Origin of the sequence: Tepidamorphus gemmatus (assembly GCF_004346195.1) — a bacterium.
GTDB lineage: Bacteria > Pseudomonadota > Alphaproteobacteria > Rhizobiales > Tepidamorphaceae > Tepidamorphus > Tepidamorphus gemmatus.
The window spans coordinates 22,968-44,655 of record NZ_SMAK01000015.1; the positions used below are offsets into that span (position 1 = coordinate 22,968).

At 66.4% G+C, this 21,688-nt stretch carries 17 protein-coding genes, 1 pseudogene and 1 CRISPR repeat array; of the genes and pseudogenes, 7 read left to right on the forward strand and 11 right to left on the reverse strand.

The genetic code is table 11. The features are described from left to right. Positions 1-88: 88 nt before the first annotated feature. From EDC22_RS16620 to guaA, 3 genes are all read left to right on the forward strand, one after another. On the forward strand, positions 89-466 hold the full coding sequence (locus tag EDC22_RS16620; protein ID WP_132807802.1) for a hypothetical protein: 378 nt from the start codon (positions 89-91) through the stop codon (positions 464-466). 7 nt (positions 467-473) lie between these two features. Continuing rightward, the gene (locus tag EDC22_RS16625) at positions 474-836 is read left to right on the forward strand and encodes a hypothetical protein (RefSeq protein ID WP_132807803.1); all 363 of its coding nucleotides are present in this window, start codon (positions 474-476) and stop codon (positions 834-836) included. Between the two features lie 262 nt (positions 837-1,098). Beyond that, complete coding sequence (gene guaA / locus EDC22_RS16630; protein ID WP_132807804.1) at positions 1,099-2,673, forward strand: glutamine-hydrolyzing GMP synthase; 1,575 nt, start codon at positions 1,099-1,101, stop codon at positions 2,671-2,673. Between the two features lie 22 nt (positions 2,674-2,695). Here guaA and EDC22_RS18145 read toward each other — a convergent pair. Next, positions 2,696-3,256: pseudogene (locus EDC22_RS18145) on the reverse strand (transposase); the annotation flags it as partial. Between the two features lie 483 nt (positions 3,257-3,739). Between EDC22_RS18145 and cas4g/cas1g the strand changes: the two are divergent. Beyond that, entirely contained in the window at positions 3,740-5,482 is a 1,743-nt protein-coding gene (gene cas4g/cas1g, locus EDC22_RS16640; protein WP_245499814.1) for a CRISPR-associated endonuclease Cas4g/Cas1g, read from the forward strand. Between the two features lie 9 nt (positions 5,483-5,491). Beyond that, positions 5,492-5,785: a CRISPR-associated endonuclease Cas2 gene (cas2, locus tag EDC22_RS16645; protein ID WP_132807807.1), complete on the forward strand. Its 294-nt coding sequence runs from the start codon at positions 5,492-5,494 to the stop codon at positions 5,783-5,785. Positions 5,786-6,053: 268 nt separating this feature from the next. Further along, positions 6,054-9,290: a CRISPR direct-repeat array (repeat unit 36 nt; unit sequence GCATCCGAGGCGCCCGCGCCTCGGCCTCATTGAAGC). 18 nt (positions 9,291-9,308) lie between these two features. Here cas2 and doeB read toward each other — a convergent pair. The 10 genes from doeB to ehuR form a co-directional block, all read right to left on the reverse strand. Beyond that, positions 9,309-10,316 (reverse strand): N(2)-acetyl-L-2,4-diaminobutanoate deacetylase DoeB, encoded by a 1,008-nt coding sequence (doeB, locus tag EDC22_RS16650; protein ID WP_132807808.1) that lies wholly within the window; start codon positions 10,314-10,316, stop codon positions 9,309-9,311. An 8-nt stretch (positions 10,317-10,324) separates the two neighbouring features. After that, positions 10,325-11,518, reverse strand: a complete 1,194-nt coding sequence (gene doeA / locus EDC22_RS16655; protein ID WP_132807809.1) for an ectoine hydrolase DoeA — start codon at positions 11,516-11,518, stop codon at positions 10,325-10,327. Positions 11,519-11,557: 39 nt separating this feature from the next. Continuing rightward, positions 11,558-12,550, reverse strand: coding sequence for an ectoine utilization protein EutC (gene eutC / locus EDC22_RS16660; protein ID WP_132807810.1), 993 nt, complete (start codon positions 12,548-12,550; stop codon positions 11,558-11,560). Then, positions 12,547-13,554, reverse strand: a complete 1,008-nt coding sequence (gene eutB / locus EDC22_RS16665; RefSeq protein ID WP_207903812.1) for a hydroxyectoine utilization dehydratase EutB — start codon at positions 13,552-13,554, stop codon at positions 12,547-12,549. The genes eutC and eutB overlap by 4 nt, the downstream gene beginning before the upstream one ends. Positions 13,555-13,564: 10 nt before the next feature. Further along, a complete protein-coding gene (gene eutA, locus EDC22_RS16670; protein ID WP_132807811.1) occupies positions 13,565-14,344 on the reverse strand; it encodes an ectoine utilization protein EutA in 780 nt (259 codons plus the stop codon). 34 nt (positions 14,345-14,378) lie between these two features. Next, a complete protein-coding gene (locus EDC22_RS16675; RefSeq protein WP_132807812.1) occupies positions 14,379-14,819 on the reverse strand; it encodes a universal stress protein in 441 nt (146 codons plus the stop codon). 25 nt (positions 14,820-14,844) lie between these two features. Next, the gene (locus EDC22_RS16680) at positions 14,845-16,128 is read right to left on the reverse strand and encodes a TRAP transporter large permease (RefSeq protein ID WP_132807813.1); all 1,284 of its coding nucleotides are present in this window, start codon (positions 16,126-16,128) and stop codon (positions 14,845-14,847) included. Positions 16,129-16,140: 12 nt separating this feature from the next. Continuing rightward, positions 16,141-16,722: a TRAP transporter small permease gene (locus tag EDC22_RS16685; protein ID WP_245499815.1), complete on the reverse strand. Its 582-nt coding sequence runs from the start codon at positions 16,720-16,722 to the stop codon at positions 16,141-16,143. Between the two features lie 67 nt (positions 16,723-16,789). Next, on the reverse strand, positions 16,790-17,806 hold the full coding sequence (locus EDC22_RS16690; RefSeq protein WP_132807814.1) for a TRAP transporter substrate-binding protein: 1,017 nt from the start codon (positions 17,804-17,806) through the stop codon (positions 16,790-16,792). A gap of 277 nt (positions 17,807-18,083) precedes the next feature. Continuing rightward, positions 18,084-19,469: a MocR-like ectoine utilization transcription factor EhuR gene (gene ehuR / locus EDC22_RS16695; RefSeq protein WP_132807815.1), complete on the reverse strand. Its 1,386-nt coding sequence runs from the start codon at positions 19,467-19,469 to the stop codon at positions 18,084-18,086. A 65-nt stretch (positions 19,470-19,534) separates the two neighbouring features. Here ehuR and EDC22_RS16700 point away from each other — a divergent pair, with 65 nt between their 5' ends. After that, a complete protein-coding gene (locus EDC22_RS16700; protein ID WP_132807816.1) occupies positions 19,535-20,041 on the forward strand; it encodes an Lrp/AsnC family transcriptional regulator in 507 nt (168 codons plus the stop codon). 140 nt (positions 20,042-20,181) lie between these two features. Further along, a complete protein-coding gene (locus EDC22_RS16705) occupies positions 20,182-21,675 on the forward strand; it encodes an NAD-dependent succinate-semialdehyde dehydrogenase (protein WP_132807817.1) in 1,494 nt (497 codons plus the stop codon). Positions 21,676-21,688: the final 13 nt, after the last annotated feature.

Consider the following 21,688-nt stretch of genomic DNA (forward strand, 5'->3'; position numbering starts at 1 on the left):
AAACCTGTGGCAAGCCGGCACGCCGATTCGCTTTGCCGGACCTGCCGCAGCTGCAATGGCTGTTGACTCGTTACAGGAAGGAGGCGCCATGCCATTTCCCCGCTTCGCCTTCGCCGCAGCGCTCTGGATCGGCGTGGTGCCGGCTCTCGCGCATGGGCCCTTCGACGGTTTCTGGGCATTCGACCCCGAAATCTGCGGCAATGAGCGCGGCACCACCGACCTGGTGCCGATCATGATCGACTTCCCCCACATCGAGGGTTACGAGAGCCAGTGCACCTTCGACGCGATGGAGCGGATCGGCGAGGGTGATGCCTGGCGTGTCGAGCTGACCTGCTCGGGTGAGGGCGAATCCTCGACCCGCAAGGCGATGTTCGCCCTTGACCGCGATGTCGAGGGGAACATCCGCCGCCTGATTGAGATCGACCTCGACGACGGGCTCGTGATGGTGTTCGAGCGGTGCGACTGATCCGGCCATGAGCGCCCTGCGCCCCGGCCGCATCCACTGGCCGTCACGGCTGCTCTGGCCTCTTGCCGCGACTGTGCTGCTGGCGGCCGCGACATTTCTCGTCTCGGCGCTGCCGGGGACCCTTCTGTTCCTTCTGGTGAGCCATGCGCTGTCCGGGCTCGGCTACCTGCTGGCTCCGCCGGAGAGCTGGTGGCTGCCAGCGGCACTGGCGAACCTCGCCATGGCGGCGGCGATCCTGCCGTCGTCACTGCTGCTCACCTTCGCCTGCCCGACGCTGCGCCTCTGGCTGCATGTGGCGATCGTCGCGGCGGTGGCCGCTGCGGCAGGGACGGCCGCCGCACTTGGCGCCTATGCCTGGTGGTTCGCCTGAATGCTCAGCATATGGTCGGCGGGGGAACCGGTTCGCAGGCCGATGCCGAGCCGGTACGGTGGCCGCCGCGAGTCCGGCGGCGATTGGTTGCTGTCCATGCGATGATGACCGTCATGGCTGTCGTCTCGTCGCCGTGACGGGCCGGACCACCGCCGGTCGGTCCCGAGGTCGGCGCCAGTCGGCGTGATCGAGCATGCCGCTGCCGATCTCAATACCTTCGCAACGGCTGGACAGCGTGCCAGGTCCGTAATATGTGCCCGCGATGGCGAAACATTCCCACGATTCCATCCTGATCGTCGATTTCGGCAGCCAGGTCACGCAGCTGATCGCAAGGCGCGTGCGCGAGGCCGGGGTCTACTGCGAGATCCATCCGTTTCAGAGCGCGGCGGCGGCCTTCGAGCGGATGCGGCCGAAGGGCGTGATCCTGTCCGGCGGACCGGCCTCGGTGCTGGACGCCAATGCGCCGGCCGCGCCACCGGAGATCTTCGCGGCCGGATTGCCGATCCTAGGCATCTGCTACGGACAGCAGACGACGGCAAAGCAGCTCGGTGGCACTGTCGAAGGCGGTCATGCCGCCGAATTCGGCCGCGCCTTCGTCGAGATAAGGGAGCCTTCGGCGCTCTACGAGGGAATCTGGAACGTCGGCGAGCGCCATCAGGTCTGGATGAGTCACGGCGACCGGGTGACACGCTTGCCGGACGGCTTCGGCGTGCGTGCGGTCTCCGAGAACGCGCCTTTCGCGGTGGCCACCGACGAGACGCGCCGCATCTACACCACCATGTTCCATCCCGAGGTCTCCCACACGCCGGACGGCGGGCGACTGCTTGCCCGTTTCGTGGTTGACATCTGTGGCTGCCGTCCGGACTGGACCATGGCCGCCTATCGCGACGAGGCGATCGCCCGCATCCGCGAGCAGGTCGGCGAGGGCAGGGTGATCTGCGGCCTGTCGGGGGGCGTCGATTCCTCCGTCGCGGCCGTTCTCATCCACGAGGCAATCGGCGACCGGCTTACCTGCGTCTTCGTCGATCACGGGCTGATGAGGCAGGACGAGGCGCGCCAGGTGGTCGACCTGTTCCGCGGCCACTACAATATTCCGCTCGTGCATGTCGATGCCTCCGACACCTTTCTCGCCGCGCTCGAGGGCGTCACCGATCCGGAAACCAAGCGCAAGACCATCGGCCGGCTGTTCATCGACGTGTTCGAGGCGGAGGCCCGCAAGATTGCCGCGGACGGCAAGGGTCCGCCCGAATTCCTCGCCCAGGGCACGCTCTATCCCGACGTGATCGAATCCGTCTCCTTCATGGGCGGACCTTCGGTCACCATCAAGTCGCATCACAATGTGGGTGGCCTGCCCGAACGCATGAACCTGAAGCTCGTCGAGCCGCTGCGCGAGCTGTTCAAGGACGAGGTGAGGGCGCTCGGCCGCGAGCTCGGCCTGCCCGAGGCCTTCGTCGGCCGGCATCCCTTCCCGGGCCCGGGCCTTGCCATCCGCTGTCCCGGCGCGATCAGCCGCGAGAAGCTCGACATCCTCCGCAAGGCCGATGCGATCTATCTCGACGAGATCCGCAAGGCCGGCCTCTATGACGCGATCTGGCAGGCCTTTGCCGTGCTGCTGCCGGTCCAGAGCGTGGGCGTGATGGGCGACGGCCGCACCTACGACTTCGTGCTGGCCCTGCGCGCGGTCACCTCGGTCGACGGCATGACGGCGGATTTCTATCCCTTCGACATGACGTTCCTCAGCCGCACGGCGACGCGGATCATCAACGAGGTCAAGGGCGTGAACCGGGTCGTCTACGACGTCACATCAAAGCCGCCTGGCACGATCGAGTGGGAGTGATTCAGCTCCCGCCCAGGCTGGTCCGCGTGCGGCGGCGCCGGCGCTTCACCGCCAGCCCTTCCTCCCGGTAGAGCCGCCTCAGCTTCCCGTGGTTCAGGCGCGCACCTTCCAGCTCGAGCAGCAACCGATCCGGCGGTAGCCGAAGCGCCGCCGCTCGGCTGCGATCTCGCGCATGCGCGCACGGATCTCCAGGCGGTCTGAAACCCACTCACGTCGCACCGTCTTCCGATCGACGCCGACCAGCCGGCAGGCACGGCGCTGGGTGACAGCGAACCTCGATATCGCTTCAGCGCCGCGTCCTGCCTCTCCAGGGGCGTCGTCAGCCGTTTCCCGGGAGGTCCTTCAGGACCGTCTTGTCCGCCTCGGCCTCCGCCAGGAGCCGCTTGAGCCGGGCGTTCTCCGTCTCCAGCGTCTTCAGCTTGCGCGCGTCCGACACGTCCAGACCGCCGGACTTCGCCTTCCACGTGTAGAAGGTCGCCGAGCTGATCCCGTGGCGACGGCACACCTGCGCCGTCGCCATCCCGCGTTCCTGCCCAGCGAGGTTCGCGATGAACGGTTCCTCGGTGAGCCTGCTCTTCCGCATCGCCCGTCTCCCTTCTCGTTTGACGGACACCACAGTCAAATGAGGGCCACCACGGGGCTCGGACCACAGTCGCGCCAGCCATTGCGCATCGGTCAACGCGTGACGCGGCGCCAACCGTTACCTCCAGCCAGCATCAGGTTGCGGACCCCGGAACGAGCAGGCCGGATGGCGTCAATCCCGGATGTCGATCGGCCCGGCGCAGGCAGTCTGTTCGACGCCGCACGCCGTATGCGCGCTGCCGCGCCAATGGTCTCTCGCGGTGCAGAGCGGATGCGCAACTGTCGCGTGCATTACGGTTCGGAGGCGCTACTATTCGAGGGCGTTCCCTCCTTCGAACGTGGTCATCACCGGTGCGGAGGAGGTGTCGGGGCGGATCGTTGTCGGCGCCAGCCGCCAGATCGGCCTCGGGAGGCTTGCTGCTTTGGACTGATGAATCCCGGGCGTGCCTTGCCGGTGTCTCGAACTTGCGGGGAGGCGCTGAGATTGCCGACCGATGCACAGCTGGAACTTCACCTTCCCGCGCCGCCGGTCAGCGGCGACATGCCGCTGATCCCCGCGCGAATGGTCAACGAGTTCGTCTATTGCCGGCGACTTGCCTACCTGATGTGGACGCAAGGCGAATGGGTGGAGACGGGCGATACGGTCGAAGGCCAGCGCGTACACGCGCGCGTCGACAGGCCTGGCGCACCGCTTCCCCTGCCACAGGCGCTTGAAGGAGATGATGTAAAGGAAACCAGCAGGATCGTCAGTCGCTCGCTCACGCTCTCCTCCACGACGCTCGGCGTCATCGCCAGGCTCGACATCGCGGAGGCCCAGGATGGCGTCGTCACGCCTGTTGATTACAAGCGCGGCAGACGCCCGCATGTGGCGCAAGGCGCCTACGAGCCGGAGCGCATCCAGATCTGCCTGCAGGCGCTGCTGCTCGAGGAGCATGGCTACCGCGTCGAGGAGGGCGCCATCTACTATGCCGAGAGCAGGGAGCGTGTGCGCATCGTGTTGGACGATGCGCTCCGCACGGCGACGCGAACAGCCGTCAGTGAGTTGCGCCTGATGGTGATGCAGAGCCGCATCCCGCCCCCGCTGGCAGATAGCCCGAAATGTCCGCGCTGCGCGCTCGTGACAGTGTGCCTGCCGGATGAGGTGCGCGCCCTGTCAGGCGCTTCGCTCGCGCCGCGCATGATTGCCGTTCCGCCCGACGAGGCGCTTCCGCTCGTCGTCCAGTCCCAGCGGGCGAGGATCGGCAAGGAGGGCGAGACACTCAAGATTACCGACGAGGAGAAGGGCGAGACGCAGGTGCGCCTCATCGACATTTCGGATGTCGCGCTGTTCGGCAATGTCTCGATCACCACGCCGGCGCTGACGGCGCTGCTCGAACGCGAGATTCCCGTCACCTTCCACAGTCACGGCGGCTGGTTCCGCGGCGTCGCCCACGGTATCGGTCACCGCAACGTCGAGGTCCGTACGGCACAGTATCGCATGAGTTTCGACGAGGCCGCGTGCCTCAGATTCGCAAGGGAGCTGGTTGCGGCGAAGATCACCAACCAGCGGACCATGCTGCGCCGCAACTGGCGCGGGACGGCAGCGGAGCGGCAGGCGGTTCTGGACCGACTCTCCGCCGCCCGAAGGGCCGTCGGCGCGGCGACCACGCTGACGCAGCTGCTCGGCATCGAAGGGGATGCTGCGGCCGTCTATTTCCGGGTTTTTGCCGGCCTGTTGAAACCTCCGGAGAACAGGCAAGCCACGGGCGCGCTCGCGGCGTTCCGCTTCGAGGCGCGCAACCGTCGGCCGCCGTCTGATCCGGTCAATGCGATGCTCTCGCTCGGCTATGCCATGCTGACCCGGCACTTTACGATTGCGCTGGCCTCGGTCGGTCTCGATCCCTACCGCGGCTTCTACCACGCGCCGCGCTACGGGCGCCCGGCATTGGCCCTTGATCTCATGGAGCCGTTTCGCCCGATCATTGCCGATTCCGTCGTGCTGGCGGCGGTCAACACCGGCGAAGTCGGACCGAACGATTTCGTGGTGGCGGTCACAGGCACCGCGCTCACCCAAGCCGGGCGCCGCCGCTTCCTGGAAGCCTTCGAGCGCCGGCTTTCGCAGGAGACGACCCATCCTGTCTTCGGCTATCAGGTCAGCATGCGCCGCATGCTTCTGGTGCAGGCGCGATTGCTCTCGCGCTTCCTGCTGGGCGAGTTGTCAAGCTACCCGCATTTCCTGCCGCGCTGATGGGGCCCGATGACGGACGAACATCTTTACATTGTCACCTACGACATTTCCGACCCGAAGCGCTGGCGTCGCGTCTTTAAGGCCATGCATGGCTATGGCGCGTGGCTGCAGCTTTCCGTCTTCCAGTGCAGGCTCACACGGCGGCGCCGCGCCGAGCTCGAGACGCGGCTGCGCGAGCTGATAAGGAACGGCGAGGACCACGTGCTGCTGATCGATGTCGGGCCGGCGTCGACGATCGACCTGGCGATCGAGAGCATCGGCAAGACCTTCTCCAAGATGGAGCGCCGAGCTACTATCATCTAGCGGAATCTGATACGTTTGCCGATGACTTGGCACAAGCCGGGGAGAGATCGGCCGAAGGGAATCCCGCCGCCGGCTACGTTCGAGCGGCGGCGTGCTGCGCGGAACGCCGGACTCGCTCGAATCTTGCCAGGTGATTGATATGAAACGCTGTTTGATATCGTAAGCATGATCACGTCCACATCGATCAGTCGGCTTTGCGCGCCTATGCCTGCAACCGGTCGAAAGCTCAGCGAGATTGCGTGGGTCTCCAGAGCCTTGTAGGATGGCAGCATCCGAGGCGCCCGCGCCTCGGCCTCATTGAAGCACGTACCCCGTCGCATCTTCGACCGAGACGATGGTGGCATCCGAGGCGCCCGCGCCTCGGCCTCATTGAAGCGCGTATCGGACCCGGACATGTACGGCCCTGATATTGAGCATCCGAGGCGCCCGCGCCTCGGCCTCATTGAAGCCGTAGAAGTGTGAATGTAGCCGCAGTAGCTGCTGAATAGCATCCGAGGCGCCCGCGCCTCGGCCTCATTGAAGCAATGGTCCGCTTGGCGCGGATCGGATTGGTCGCCGTGCATCCGAGGCGCCCGCGCCTCGGCCTCATTGAAGCATATCGTGGCTCCTTTCAGCCTGCCATCAATTGATCGGCATCCGAGGCGCCCGCGCCTCGGCCTCATTGAAGCTGCCTCAATCGCCTCGATTGCCGCGACCTTGTTCATGGCATCCGAGGCGCCCGCGCCTCGGCCTCATTGAAGCGGCCCGATCAGGTACGAGCCCGCGCAGATGACCTGGGCATCCGAGGCGCCCGCGCCTCGGCCTCATTGAAGCGAGAATGTCGAGGGGCTGAAATCGGTGCTCGGCAGGGCATCCGAGGCGCCCGCGCCTCGGCCTCATTGAAGCACGAAAGAAGTAAGGCTGACGAATGAAGTTATTCCGGCATCCGAGGCGCCCGCGCCTCGGCCTCATTGAAGCGTCCGCCCGCCAAGTATCAATCCGGCTAGTGGCCATGCATCCGAGGCGCCCGCGCCTCGGCCTCATTGAAGCTTCCGGATTATCGGAATCTCAGCCTTGGCGGCGGCGCATCCGAGGCGCCCGCGCCTCGGCCTCATTGAAGCCGGACAATATTAGAATTGATTTCCAACGTGACCGCAGCATCCGAGGCGCCCGCGCCTCGGCCTCATTGAAGCATGCGGGGGCGACTGATGGAGCTGGATCGTCAGCGGGCATCCGAGGCGCCCGCGCCTCGGCCTCATTGAAGCACCATCGCTACCGCTCATCCTGCCGCCGCCGTCTCGCCGCATCCGAGGCGCCCGCGCCTCGGCCTCATTGAAGCTCTGTCATATACCGCCATGATGGCGCGGCCGTGATGGGCATCCGAGGCGCCCGCGCCTCGGCCTCATTGAAGCGGCGTGCGCCCGATTGACCGCGAATACGAGCGTCGGGGCATCCGAGGCGCCCGCGCCTCGGCCTCATTGAAGCCCGTTAGACGTCTCAATATTGGAGATCACGTCCCCGCCGCATCCGAGGCGCCCGCGCCTCGGCCTCATTGAAGCGTGTCGTACGATCCTCGCCTCCCGGAATCCATGCGGAGCATCCGAGGCGCCCGCGCCTCGGCCTCATTGAAGCTCGTCCGGCGGCGACGACGCCACAGAGGTCCACGCCTGCATCCGAGGCGCCCGCGCCTCGGCCTCATTGAAGCCGGTGCTGATCTGCATCACGGCGGGCTCCTGCCCGACAAGCATCCGAGGCGCCCGCGCCTCGGCCTCATTGAAGCGCTGCAACAACACCGAGCCGACCGGCGCTATCTCGCCGCTTCCGAGGCGCCCGCGCCTCGGCCTCATTGAAGCCGCACAATCGAAATGCGCGTCGATCAGACGGCGCTGCGCTTCCGAGGCGCCCGCGCCTCGGCCTCATTGAAGCGCCTGTCCGGCCGGGAGAAACCTGCGGCGCCGGCCAGCTTCCGAGGCGCCCGCGCCTCGGCCTCATTGAAGCATATAACCAAGAATTATCGTAACTCGCTTCCATCTACTTCCGAGGCGCCCGCGCCTCGGCCTCATTGAAGCCTGGCAACCCCGGCGGCTGTGCGGTTCGTCTCGGCGGAGCTTCCGAGGCGCCCGCGCCTCGGCCTCATTGAAGCCCACAATATCCATTTCGATATAATTATCACCTTTACATTCTTCCGAGGCGCCCGCGCCTCGGCCTCATTGAAGCGAGGATCCGGCCGGTAATTTGTCGTCTGACGGCTGGAGCTTCCGAGGCGCCCGCGCCTCGGCCTCATTGAAGCCCGGCGACGATTGCCCCAGCAGCCAGTTTGGCGGATGCTTCCGAGGCGCCCGCGCCTCGGCCTCATTGAAGCGCCCGCAGCCGCTCGATTTCGTCGCTTCCCTGCGCCGCTTCCGAGGCGCCCGCGCCTCGGCCTCATTGAAGCCGGGATGGCCGTCAGATAGATCGGGTCTTCTCCCGTGGCTTCCGAGGCGCCCGCGCCTCGGCCTCATTGAAGCCCCACAAGATATATTTAACTTTGCTCAAGATAAAATGCTTCCGAGGCGCCCGCGCCTCGGCCTCATTGTAGCGCCGAGGCGCGTAAGCATTGGTCGAAGACCCGCGGCGGGCTTCCGAGGCGCCCGCGCCTCGGCCTCATTGAAGCGTGGCAGGCTGCGTCTGGCCTGCTTGAACTCGACGCGGCTTCCGAGGCGCCCGCGCCTCGGCCTCATTGAAGCGCCGTAGACCCACACATCGCCGAAAATTTGCGCATTGCTTCCGAGGCGCCCGCGCCTCGGCCTCATTGAAGCTCCACGCCGATAGCGCGCGCCAAATCAGCGAGCCTCGCTTCCGAGGCGCCCGCGCCTCGGCCTCATTGAAGCGATTTCTGACTGGCGGACTGGCTGCTTTGGCATCATGGCTTCCGAGGCGCCCGCGCCTCGGCCTCATTGAAGCGTGATAAGAGAACCCACCACCACCAGATGTAACTGTTAGCTTCCGAGGCGCCCGCGCCTCGGCCTCATTGAAGCTTCGACGCGCTATTCGGCGGTCGCGCAGCAAGGCAGGCTTCCGAGGCGCCCGCGCCTCGGCCTCATTGAAGCTTGGAGGCGCACGTCGTCTTGCGGAATGCCAATACCGGGGTTCCGAGGCGCCCGCGCCTCGGCCTCATTGAAGCGTCATGTCACTCTCCCGTGGTTGATGCTGACTATGTAGCTTCCGAGGCGCCCGCGCCTCGGCCTCATTGAAGCAATATAATGATGGTTCCTTCTCGGATATTATCGAAGGCTTCCGAGGCGCCCGCGCCTCGGCCTCATTGAAGCTGTCCTTGTGGCACTGCACATGGACCGGATAGCAATTGCTTCCGAGGCGCCCGCGCCTCGGCCTCATTGAAGCTTTTAATATCAATCAAATCATCAAATTCTTCTGATACGCTTCCGAGGCGCCCGCGCCTCGGCCTCATTGAAGCCCGGGCGGTCGGTTGTTCGGGGCGCGTTTCAGCGGCGCTTCCGAGGCGCCCGCGCCTCGGCCCGTGTGGCGCGTCTGATCGAAATTCCGTTCAGGTCACGCGGACCGCGATCACCGAGGCGCAGTCGCCGGCCTTGATCAGGCCGGGGAAGTGGCGCGCGACCAGAAGGCCGGACATCCGCGCGCGGATGTCGAGGGGGGCGAGACCCGTGCGGCCGACCGGATGGATGCGGGCGATCAGATCGCCCTCGTTCACGGGATCACCGAGGTCGATCATCGTCTCGATCATGCCGTCGTCCTCGGCGAAGCAGAAGCACGCGTCCGACGGCATGTCGAGCCAGGTGGTCTCGCCGGCTTCCGGCTGCCCGGCGACGATGCCGGCATGGCGCAGGAAGTTCATCGCGCCGCGCCGCGCGATCCGCACGGTCGCGGCGCGGGCGGTGCCGCCGCCGCCGAGTTCGGTGGTGATGAAGATCTTCCCCATCTCCTCGGCCGCCGTGTCGAACATGCCCATGGCGTCGATCTCGAGCATCCTGACCGAGTAGGGCGCCGCGAATGCCGCGACCGCCGCGAACGCCTTCTCTTCCTGAGTCTTGTCGTCCAGCACATGCGCCGCGCAGAACGGCAGGAAGTCGAGCGTTCGCCCGCCAGAATGGAAGTCGAGCACGAAATCGGCGCGCGGAAGCAGATAGCGCTGGACAAAATCGGCGATCTTCTCCGTCACCGTTCCGTCCGGCCGGCCCGGGAAGCTGCGGTTGAGATTGCCCTTGTCGATCGGCGAGGTGCGGGTGCCCGCCCGGAACGCCGGATAGTTCATCGCCGGCAGGATGATGACGGTGCCGCTCACCGTTCCGGGATCGAGGGTACGGGCCAGATCGAACAGTGCCAGCGGGCCCTCGTACTCGTCGCCGTGATTGCCGCCGGTCAGCAGCGCGGTGGGACCCGCAGCGTTGCGGATCACCGCGATCGGAATCATGACTGATCCCCAGGCGGACTCATCGCGGCTGTAGGGCAGGCGCAGGAAGCCGTGCTGGACGCCGTCGGCGTCGAGGTCGACGGTGGGCACGATCGGCGAGGGGCGCATGGAGGTGTCGTGCATCCGCTACCTCAGTCCTTGACGAACAGTCTGCGCGGCACGTTGGCGAGACATTCGACGCCGGTCTCGGTGATCAGGATCGATTCCGTGATCTCGAGCCCCATCGTCTCGAGCCACAGGCCGGTCATGAAATGGAAGGTCATGCCTGGCTTCAGTTCGGTGCGGTCGCCGGGGCGCAGGCTCATCGTTCGCTCGCCCCAGTCCGGCGGGTAGGACAGGCCGATCGGGTATCCGGTACGGTTGTCCTTGACGATGCCATGCCGCGCCAGCACGGCGAAGAAGGCGTTGGCGATGTCCTCGCAGGTATTGCCGGGCTTCGCGGCCTCGAGCCCCGCCTCCATGCCTTCCAGCGTCGCCGCCTCGGCATCGAGGAAGGCCTGGCTCGGCTTGCCGAGGAACACGGTTCGCGACAGCGGGCAGTGGTAACGTCGATAGCAGCCGGCGATCTCGAAGAAGGTGCCTTCACCGGCCTTCATCGGTCGATCGTCCCAGGTCAGATGCGGCGCCGAGGCATCGGCGCCGGACGGCAGGAGCGGCACGATCGCCGGATAGTCGCCGCCGATGCGGCCGTCCGGCCCGTCGACGCCGCGGATGCCGGCATCGTAGATTTCCGCTACGAGGTCGCACTTGCGCATGCCGACCTCGATCCTGTCGAGAATGCGCGCGTGCATGGCCTCGACGATGCGGGCTGCCTTGCGCATGTAGCCGATCTCGGCAGGGCTCTTGACGGCCCGCTGCCAGTTCACAAGTGCGGTCGCATCTGTGAACCGGGCATTGGGCAGGTTTCGCACGAGAGCTGCATGGGCGGCGGCAGAGAAGTAGTAGTTGTCCATCTCCACGCCGATGACCAGCCGGTCCCAGCCGCGCGCGGCGATGACCTCGGCGAGAAAGTTCATCGGGTGACGCTCGGTCGATTGGACGTAGTGGTCGGCGTAGCCGATGATGTTGTCATCGCCGAGATAGGCGGTGCGCCGCGCGCCGTTCGCGTCCTGACCACGGCCGTACCAGACCGGCTCGCCGTCCGGCGGCACGATGACTGCCTGGTGCACATAGAACGACCAGCCATCGTAGCCTGTCAGCCAGTTCATGTTGGAGGGGTCGCTGACGATCAGGAGATCGATGCCGCGCTCGGCCATGGCCCTCCGCGTGCGGGCGAGACGGTCGGCATATTCCTCGCGGGTGAAGTGGAGTTGGGACAGGCTCATGATCGTTCGCATTTCCTCGTGGTGCCGCGGCCTCGGGCCTCAGCTTTCGAAAATGGTTCCGGCGCCGGCGGCGCGAGCGCGGTCGCGTGCCAGCGTGGCGATGGCGGTGTCCTGGACGCCCGTTCCGGTCAGGTCGCAATAGGTGATGTCCTCATGCCTCGCTCGACCGGCCGCCGTTCCGGCGATGATTTCGCCGAGCTCGGGGAACTCGGCCTGCGGCCCGACCAGTCCCGCCGCGATGGCATGGTGCAGTTCGCCGAGCCGCCGCGTCTGTGACAGCCGGTCGGCGACATATCGGTCGGCGCGCAGGAGTGCCGCGGGATCGATCTCGTTCTTGTGTTCGGCGTCAGAGCCCATGGCGGTGAGGTGCTGGCCGGGCTCCAGCCAGTCCGCCATCACCAGAGGCATCTCGGACGGCGTGGTGGTGACGATGATGTCGGCGCCGGCAACCGCATCGCGCGGGTCGGCGACCGCGGTTACCGTCATCCCGAGCCGGTCGGACATGTCGCTGGCCGCCGCGTGCGCCTTTGCCGCCTCCCGTGCCCAGACGCGCGCCTCACGGATCGGTCGCACCAGCGTCAGCGCCTGAAGCTGCAGCCGCGCCTGCACGCCGGCGCCGAAGATCGTGGCAATGCCTGCATCGCTGCGCGCCAGATGCCGTGCCGCCACCGCCCCCGCCGCCGCGGTGCGCACGTCTGTCAGGTAGCCGTTGTCGAGCAGCAGCGCCTCGATGAGGCCCGTCCGTGCCGACAGCAGCACCATCATGCCGTTGACGGAAGGAAGGCCGAATTTCGGATTGTCGAAGAAGCCAGGGCTGATCTTGATCGCGAAACCGTCGATGCCGGGCACATAGGCGGTCTTCACGTCGACCTCGCCTCGGTGGTCGGGAATGTCGAGCCTGAGAATCGGCGGCATCGCGACGGCCTGTGTCGCCAGCGCGCGGAAGGCCCCTTCGATGCATTCGACCGCGACCAGGTCGAGCGGAACGAGCCGCCGCAGTTCGGCCTCGGTGAGGATAGTCATCCGGTTCATGGGGCCTCCTCGCCAAACGGGTTCTCGCCGCAGACGATCCGTCGGTGCAGCTCCATGTCGATGTTGCGGCCCGAGATCACGGCGACGACGGGACCTTGCGGCCGCACACGCCCCGACAGCAGCGCCGCGACGCCGACGGCTCCGGCACCTTCTGCGATCTCGCTCTCGTGCCGGTAGAGATGGCGGATGCCTTCCGCGATCTCCGCCTCGTCGAGCAGCACCACCTCGTCCAGCAGCGCGCGGCACATTGCGAAGGTGAGGCGGTTGTCGAGGCCGATGCCGCCGCCGAGCGAATCCGCCAGCGAGGGATATTCGCGCACCTGCACCGGCCGTCCGGCATCGAGACTCGCCTTCATCGCCGCCCCGCGCCGCATCGTGATGCCGATCACGCGGATCGAGGGCTTCAGGGCCCTGGCGGCGACCGCAATGCCGGCCGCGAGTCCGCCGCCCGAGAGCGGCACCAGGATCATCTCCGTGTCTGGGGCCTGCTCGACAATCTCGAGGCCGATCGTGCCCTGGCCAGCGATGATGTCAGCATGGTCGAAGGGCGGCACCATCACCATGCCCTCCTGCGCGACCAGCCGGTCGACCTCCTCCTGCGCTTCGTCCTGGCTGGACCCGACGATCCGCACCTCGGCGCCCAGCCGACGGATTTCGGCGAGCTTGTTCTCCGGCACGAGCCGCGACATGCAGATCACCGCCCGGATGCCATGGCGGCGTGCGGCTTGGGCGAGCGCCCGGCCGTGATTGCCGGTCGAGGCCGCGACCACGCCGCGCGACCGGTCTGTCTCGGGCAGCAGGGCGACCGCGTTGGCGGCGCCGCGCAGCTTGAAGGAGCCGGTCACCTGCCTGTGCTCGAGCTTGAGCAGGACGGGGACACCACACTGCTCCGTCAGGCTCGCCGAGGCAGTCATCGCCGTGTGCTCGACGATACCTGCGATGCGCTCGCGGGCTGCCTCGACGTCGGCGAGGCCAGGCGCGGGGATGGTTGCGGCAACTGGCACGGCGCCGTCCTCAGGCCGCTGGCAGGGGCAGGGTCATCAACCGCCCCCAGTCGGGCCGCGGTGTCTCCTCGCCGCACAGCCGCAGGCAGTTCCAGGCAGTCGCCAGATTGCTGGTGACGACCGGACGGCCGATCCTCGCCTCGATCTCCGGCGCCACAACCGCCGCGCGCATGGCGGTACAGGAGATGAACAGCGCGTCACTGGCGTCCGTGATCGCCGCCGTTGCGAACTCGACGATCTCCTGCAGCCGGATGCGGGCCATCTCGCGGTCGTCATCGAGACCAAGGCAGGTGAAGGCGTCAATGGCGAAGCCCTTGGCGGCAAAGTAGTCGACCATCGGCAGGCTGGTCTCGACGGTATAAGGGGTGAGGATGCTGATCCGCCGCGCTCCGCTCGCCGTCAGTCCCCGCGCGGCGGCAAGCGCCGGCGTCACCACGGGCACCCCGGGCTTCGCCGCCTGGATCGCCGCTTCCACCGCGCTGTCGCCGATGACCACGGAGGCCGACGTGCAGGAATAGCAGATCGCATCGAGGGTCTCGCCCGGGAGGATCAGTCCCGCGCCCGCGCTCAGCGCCGGCTGCATGCGACGGAGGTTCTGCGGCGTCGTCGGGTTGGCGTAGGCGATCCGGGCGACATAGACGCCGATCCTCTCATTCGCCACCATGCGACGGAAATCGGGTTCGCTGGTGTGGTCCGTCGCGAGCGCGATCAGGCCCACGCGCCGCGCGAGGGGGCGGGGATCGAGCTCTGGTCGGCGGGGTGCCAGAATGGGGCGGATCGCAGCGTTCATGTGGCCTGTCCCAGGGGGTAGCCTGTGTGTGGCGTCACTTGACTGTGAGACACGGGCAGTCGGCGAGGCTCGTCACCTTGTGGGAGACGCTGCCGAGCAGGAAGCCCTCGACATCGCCGAGCCCGCGGCTGCCGAGCACGATCAGGTCGATGGCGTTGTCGCGCGCATAGGCGACGATGGTGCGGGCCGGATGACCGCGCTTCACGACGGTGTGCACGTTGACGGCTCCGAGCCGGTCCAGTTCGGCCGCCGCCGCCTGTACGACCTCGTGAGCGAAATCGGACAGCGCCCGGTCCGGCGGGACCGGATCCGACGGCCGGACCATCGACAGCGAGCTTTCGAGCGGACCGTGATGGCGATAGACACACAGCACCGTCAGCGCCGCGCCGTAGCGTCCGGCGACGTCCGCGCCGACCCTCAGTGCGCGCATCGCCGGCTCGGAGCCGTCCACAGGGAGCAGGATCTTCCGGAACATTGCCGTGGGCTCTCCTCCGGCTCTCTCAGCGGAACGCGAGGTCGCGCAAGAAGAGCGCGATCTGGGGGAAGAAGATCAGGGCGACCGAGACCCCGAGCAGCATCGCGAAGAACGGCGGAGAGCCCCTGACTACCTCCCAGTACGGCCGCTTGAACACGGCGATCGCCGTGAAGATGTCGCAACCGAATGGCGGCGTCGCCGAGCCGATCGCCACCTGCAGCGTGATGATGACACCGACCAGCACCGGGTCGAGCCCGGTCGAGGCGACGACCGGTGCGAAGATCGGCACCAGGACGAGGATGACGACGATCGGGTCGACGAACATGCAGGCGATGAAGAAGGCGATGGAGATCACGAACAGGACGCCGATCGGGCCCATTTCGGCGATTCCGACGGCGGTCAGGATCTGCTGCGGGATCTGTGCGAACGAGATGACCCAGGAGAACGCAGAGCCGGCCCCGACGAGGATGAAGACGACTGCAGTGATCAGCCCGGTCGATTTGGCGATCGCGTAGACGTCGGCGATGCCGATCGAGCGGAACACCACGAGTTCGAGGAGGAGCGCATACAGCACGCAGACGGCAGCCGCCTCGGTGGGGCTGAACACACCGCCATAGATGCCGCCGACGATGATCGCCGGAAAGCCGAGCGGCCACAGCGCCCGGTAGACCGCGACCGACCGCTCCCGCCAGCTCGCCCGCGGCTCGGTCGGCACGTCGTTGCGGATCGCATAGATCACCGAATAGGCGGCGAACACGACGAGGATGAGCAGCCCCGGGCCGATGCCGGCGATGAACAGTTCGGCGATCGAGGTACCGGACACCACGCCATAGATGATCATGCCGATCGACGGCGGGATCAGGAAGGCGATGTCGGAGGCATTGACGATCAGTGCCAGGATGAAGCTGTCCTTGTAGCCGGCCTTCAGCATGCGCGGCCTGAGCGGCGTGCCGACCGCCACCACGGTCGCCTGGGTCGATCCGGAGACGGCGCCGAACATCGTGCAGGCCGCCGCGGTGGAAACGGCCAGTCCGCCGCGCACATGGCCGACGAAGCTCATCACCATGTCGATCAGCCGGCCAGCCGACTGGCCCCTGGTCATGATGTCGGCTGCCAGGATGAACATCGGAACGGCGATCAGCGAGGCCGGCCTGATGCCGGCCAACATCTGCTGCACCATCGTCTCGATCTGCCCGAGACCGCCGAACAGGGCATAGAAGCCCGCAAAGGCGGCAGCGATCAGCGGGATCATCATCGGAAAGCCGATCAGCAGCAGCACGATCATGATCGCGAACAGGGAGAGTGCCATCGCGCCTGCTCCTCAACCGTGTCCGGTCTCTTCCTCGTAGCCTTCGGGCACGAGGGTGGAGAGCCAGACGTCCCGCGAGATGAGGTTCTTGAAGCCCGTCAGGGCATACTGCAGGCTCGTCATGAAGAAGCCCATCGGCACCCACGCATACATCCACCAAACCGGGATCTGCAGCGCCGGTAATACGCGGCCTCGGCCGGCCAGCGTCATGACATAGCTCGCCGCATACCAGCACAGACCGAACATGAAGATTGCCGTGACGAAGGCGATCAGCACCATCGTCGCCCGGCGTGCCGGCACGGGCAGATTGTCGAAGATCGCCGACATCCTGATATGGCGGCCGTGCCGCGCGGCGTAGCTGATGCCCGCGAAGGTGATCAGCACGATCAGGATGCTGTTCAACTCTTCCGAGAAATAGATGCTCTTCATGAAGACGAAGCGGCCGACGACGTTGGCGATGGTGTTGCCGGCCATCAGCAGCACCCCCACCGCAAGCATCACCGATTCGATCCGGGCGATGATCCCGTCGGCGATGCCCAGCAGGCCGGGCAGGGAGGATTCGGCCTGTGCGCCGATAGCTGCGGAGTCGTTCACGAGCGCCTGTCTCCAGACATGAGCGGATACGACGCGCCCGGCGGCGGGGCCGGGCGCGCCGGTCAGCCTAGCGCACCGCTGCGAGATCCGCCTTAATCTGGTCGAGGATGGCTCGGCCGCTGTCACCGGTCATCTCGATGAAGGTCGCCTCCACCTCGGCGGCTGCCTCCATGAACGGCTGGCGCTGCTCCTCGGTCAGGATGTTGATGACCATGTCGGGCTTGGCCTGCTTGATCTTCGCGAGGGACTCCTCGTGCAGGCCGCGCTGATAGTCCAGGATGTAGTCGAAGGCGTGCCGGATGGCGCTGCGGATCAGTTCCTGGTCTTGCGCCGCAAGCGCATCGAAGAAGTCCTTGTTGGCCATCACCGCCGTCGTGAAGTTGTTGTGGCCGAGGCAGGTGATGACGTTGGTGACCTCGTAGATCTTGGTCGATTCCAGGAAGAATCCCGGGTTCTCCTGACCCTGGATGATGCCGGTCTGCAGCGCGCCATAGACTTCACCCCAAGGCAGCGGCGTCGGGGTTGCGCCCCAGACGTCGTAGGCGGCGACCAGCAGGGGGTTGGTCATCACCCGGAACTTCACCTCGTTCAGGTCGGCTGGTGTCATTACCGGCTGTTGTGTGGTCAGGCAGACCTCGCCCTCCGGGAACATGGTGAGGAGCTCCAGACCCTGACGGGCATAGAGCTCCGGAAACATCTCGTTGATCGCCTTGGAGGTGCGGAAGAACTCGAACAGCTGATCCTCGTCCTGCGGCAGCAGGTAGGGGACGAAGAACACTTGCGCCTCGGGGATCAGTGCGCCGGTGAAGCCGGGTGACTGATCGACGAACTGCAGGATGCCGGCCTGCGTCTGTTCCATGATGTCGGTGGATTCCCCTAGCGTGCCGAACGGGAACAGCGTCACCGTGTGGTCGGAATGCTCCTCGATGTATTCCTTGAACTTGGTGGCGAAGACGCCCTGCACCTCGTGCAGCGCTTCCTCGAAGGCATAGCGCCACTCAGCCGCCTGCGCCGCAAGGCCGAATGCCGACAGGACGGTGCCAAGCGCCAGCGCGCGCATGCCCGTTCTCAACAGATCTCTCATCGAATGTTCCCCTTCGTCTTTGTCGGATGGTCGCGGATGGCCCATCTCGATGGTCGCCGAGCCATGCAGATCAGTTCATGCGAGAACAAAAATCATGTCAATCTGGAAAATAATATCATGACAATTTCGTCGATTGCCCGCCCGCAACCTGCACAACCCGCCCGCAACCTGCACAATGAGGCGGCACCGGCAGCTGCATCCGGCTGTGCCATGGGGCATTCGCGCAAAGGGCGCGCGCCCGCGACGGGGTGGCGCGATAGCCAGTCTCGAACGGCTCTCAGATCGCCAGCAGCAGGTGTTCCGGATCGGCGAGCAGCAGCTTGGTGACGACACCGAGCCCGGCTCGCAGGTCGGCCTCGTCGGTCGAGCCGAGCGAGATGCGCACCGCCGGCCGCCACGGCGCATCGGAAATGCGGAATGAGATCCCGGGTGCGATCGCCACGCCCTGGAGGCGGGCCTGGGCGACGAAGCCTTCCTCGCTGCGGGTATCGGGCAGTGGCAGCCAGACGTGAAGTCCGTTGCGATGTGCCTGATAGGGTGTGTCGCCCAGGATCTCCGCCGCGATGGCGTTTCGTTTGCGCAGGGCGTCACGCTGCCAGGCGACCAGTTCGGCAGCCGTGCCATCGCTCACCCAGCGCGTGGCGATCTCCGCCACCATCGGCGTCGCCATCCAGTTGGTCACCAGCTGCCGGTTTGCGACAGCGGCGACGTAACGGTCCGGCGCAAGCAGGTAACCGATCCTGAGCCCCGGCACGGTGATCTTGGTGAAGCTGGTGACGTACAGCGTCCGCTCAGGCGCGATCGCCGCGACTGGCGGCGGCCGGTCCTCTACCAGTGGGCCGAGGATGTCGTTCTCGATGATCGCGATGTCATAGCGGCGGGCCACATCTGCAATTGCCGCACGACGCGCCTCGCCCATCAGCGTCGCCATCGGATTGATGACAGACGGCTGCAGGAACAATGCCCGGACGGAGTCCCGCCGGCAGGTCTCCTCGAGGGCTTCCGGTAGCAGACCCTCTTCGTCGATGTCGAGTCCGATCAGGTTGAGACCGAGATAGCTCGCAAGCGGCACCAGCGTGTGATGCCCGATCGCCTCGGCAACAATGGTCGATCCGGGCGGCGCGACACTCATCAGCGCGACCGTCATGCCGGCCGTGGCGCCATTGGTCAGGTTGACGTTCTGAGGCGATGCCCGCAGGCCGCAATGGCGCAGCCACTCGACCGCGACCGTGCGGTGACGCGGAAACACGACGTTCGGTCGGAACGACAGCGCCGCGCTTTCCGACAGAGAATCGCCGAGCCAGCCGAGCGCCTGCCGCAGGCGCTCAAGGTGAAGCGCCTCGCAGACCGGCTTGAGGATCGACAGGTCGATCACCTCGCCGAGCCGCTCGGGCAGATAGGGTTGCGGCGGCTCCGGGCGCCGGGTGTTGACGAAGGTGCCGCGGCCGATCTCGCCGGAGATCAGCCCGCGGCGGATCAGTTCGTCGTAGGCACGGCTGACGGTCTGCACGGACAGGCCGAGATCCTCAGCGAGCCGGCGATGGGTCGGCAGGCGGTCGCCGGCGGCGAGCCGTCCGTCCTCGATCGCTCGAGCGAACTGTTCGGCCAGCGACAGATAGGCGGGACGTCTGAGAAGCGAGCGGTCTGGTTGCCACAATGTCATGATTTTACAGCATGGCGAAATCAGTCCAATTGACAACGGAAATCTTGCAGCCGCATGGTGCGGTCATGACCCGACGTCCGACGATGCCGCGCCTCGACGCGATCGACCTCAGGATCCTCGAGGCGATCCAGCGCAATGGGCGCATCACCAAGCTGGCGCTGGCCGAAGCGGTCGGATTGTCGGCGACACCCTGCTGGATGCGGCTCCGCCGGCTCGAGCAGGCCGGCATCGTCACCGGTTATCATGCGCGGGTCGCGCCTCGCGCCGTCGCCCCGGTGGCGGTGGTGCTGATGGAGGTGACGCTGGCGAACCACCGCCAGGCGGATTTCGACCGCTTCGAGCGGATCGTCCGCGAGATCCCGGAAATCGTCGACTGCTGGTCCGTCGGTGGCGGCATCGACTATCTGCTGCGGGTGATGGCACGCGACATCGATGCATATCAGCGTCTGGTCGATGGGCTGCTGGAGCGCGAACTCGGCATCGACCGATACTTCACGTACATCGTTACCCGGACGGTCAAGGAATCGGTCGCGCTGCCGCTCGCCGAACTCCTGCCGCGCGCCGACGCCTGAACGCCGCGGACATTCGGGGAGATTCGGTCTGCCGAGCCGGCCCGACGCAGACCGTCTTTCTACCCGGACTGTGGGGAACGGACTCTTTCTCCGGTACGCATCGCTAGACTCGGCGGCGTGACACCGCAGGGGAGAGACTGATGCCAGCCACCTTCGCCCGTGCCGACCGACACCAAGCGCTCGTCCTGATGTCCGACAGACGGCTGCTGCGCGAGCACGCCTATGTTGGCGGTCATTGGGTCGCTGGCGCTGGAAATCGCACGTTCGAGGTTACCGATCCCGCCAGCGGGGAGTCGCTTGCCTGGGTTGCCTCGCTCGATGCGGACCAGGCCACTGCCGCCATCGACGCCGCCAGCGCGGCCTTCCCCGCGTGGCGTCGGTTCCTGCCGCAGCAGAGGTCAGTGCTCCTCAGGAGATGGTACGAGGCGATCATCGCGGCCAGGGAGGATCTCGCCGTACTGATGACGCTCGAGCAGGGCAAGCCGCTGAGCGAGGCGCGCGGCGAGATCGACTATGCCGCCTCCTTTGTCGAATGGTATGCGGAGGAGGCGAAACGCGTGAACGTCGAGAGCGTCACCAGCCATCTGTCGGGCGCGGAGATGAGTGTGCGCCGCGAGCCGCTGGGCGTTGTCGGCCTCGTCACGCCGTGGAACTTCCCCTCGGCCATGCTGACCCGCAAGGCCGCTGCTGCGCTCGCGGCAGGCTGCACGGTCGTCGCTCATCCGGCCAGCCAGACGCCGTTGTCGGCCCTGGCGCTGGCCGAGCTCGGCGAGCGGGTGGGTTTGCCCGCCGGAGTCCTCAATGTCGTGACCGGCGATGCCGCGACAATCGTCGGCCGCTTCTGCGCCGATGCGCGCGTGCGGGCGCTGAGTTTCACCGGTTCGACCGGCATCGGCCGGTTGATTGCCGCGCAATGCGCGCCGACGATGAAACGTCTTGTCATGGAGCTGGGCGGCCACGCGCCGCTGATCGTTTTCGACGATGCCGATATCGACCGGGCGGTGTCGATTGCCGTCGATGCCAAGTTCGCGACCTCCGGTCAGGACTGCCTCGCCGCCAACCGGATCTACGTGCAGCGATCCCACTACGACGGGTTCTGCACGGCCTTTGCCGCCCGCATCGCTGCGCTTCGGGTCGGTCACGGGCTCGCCGAGGACACCCAGATCGGCCCGCTGATGCACGAGGCGGCCCTTGCCAAGGTGGCCGGGCATGTCGAGGACGCGCTGGCGCGTGGCGCGCGGCTGCTCGCCGGCGGCCGGCGGCACGAGGCCGGCCCGCTGTTCTTCCAGCCGACCCTGCTTGCCGACGTACCGGACGAGGCGCGGATCATGCGCGAGGAGACCTTCGGACCGGTTGCTGCCGTGACGCCCTTTGACACCGAGGCGGAGGTCGTCCGGCGCGCCAACGACACGGAATACGGCCTCGTCGCCTATGTCGTCACCGAGAATGGCGCGCGCCAGCGGCGCCTGGCCGCCGCGCTCGACTACGGGATGGTGGCGGTCAACCGCGTCAAGATCACCGGAGCACCGATTCCCTTCGGCGGCATCAAGCAGTCCGGTCTCGGCCGAGAGGGCGCCCGCCACGGGCTCGAAGCCTTCACCGACCTCAAATTTGTCTGCCTCGACGCAGCCTGACGCACGGGACACC

What these genes read in the sequence shown, in the direction of transcription:
- EDC22_RS16680 (WP_132807813.1), bottom strand. Translation starts at nt 16,128, where the DNA reads ATGGCACTCTCCCTGTTCGCGATCATGATCGTGCTGCTGCTGATCGGC.
- cas2 (WP_132807807.1), top strand. Translation starts at nt 5,492, where the DNA reads ATGACGGACGAACATCTTTACATTGTCACCTACGACATTTCCGACCCG.
- EDC22_RS16620 (WP_132807802.1), top strand. Translation starts at nt 89, where the DNA reads ATGCCATTTCCCCGCTTCGCCTTCGCCGCAGCGCTCTGGATCGGCGTG.
- EDC22_RS16690 (WP_132807814.1), bottom strand. Translation starts at nt 17,806, where the DNA reads ATGAGAGATCTGTTGAGAACGGGCATGCGCGCGCTGGCGCTTGGCACC.
- EDC22_RS16625 (WP_132807803.1), top strand. Translation starts at nt 474, where the DNA reads ATGAGCGCCCTGCGCCCCGGCCGCATCCACTGGCCGTCACGGCTGCTC.
- doeA (WP_132807809.1), bottom strand. Translation starts at nt 11,518, where the DNA reads ATGAGCCTGTCCCAACTCCACTTCACCCGCGAGGAATATGCCGACCGT.
- ehuR (WP_132807815.1), bottom strand. Translation starts at nt 19,469, where the DNA reads ATGACATTGTGGCAACCAGACCGCTCGCTTCTCAGACGTCCCGCCTAT.
- doeB (WP_132807808.1), bottom strand. Translation starts at nt 10,316, where the DNA reads ATGCACGACACCTCCATGCGCCCCTCGCCGATCGTGCCCACCGTCGAC.
- eutC (WP_132807810.1), bottom strand. Translation starts at nt 12,550, where the DNA reads ATGAACCGGATGACTATCCTCACCGAGGCCGAACTGCGGCGGCTCGTT.
- EDC22_RS16705 (WP_132807817.1), top strand. Translation starts at nt 20,182, where the DNA reads ATGCCAGCCACCTTCGCCCGTGCCGACCGACACCAAGCGCTCGTCCTG.
- guaA (WP_132807804.1), top strand. Translation starts at nt 1,099, where the DNA reads ATGGCGAAACATTCCCACGATTCCATCCTGATCGTCGATTTCGGCAGC.
- EDC22_RS16700 (WP_132807816.1), top strand. Translation starts at nt 19,535, where the DNA reads ATGACCCGACGTCCGACGATGCCGCGCCTCGACGCGATCGACCTCAGG.
- EDC22_RS16675 (WP_132807812.1), bottom strand. Translation starts at nt 14,819, where the DNA reads ATGTTCCGGAAGATCCTGCTCCCTGTGGACGGCTCCGAGCCGGCGATG.
- eutA (WP_132807811.1), bottom strand. Translation starts at nt 14,344, where the DNA reads ATGAACGCTGCGATCCGCCCCATTCTGGCACCCCGCCGACCAGAGCTC.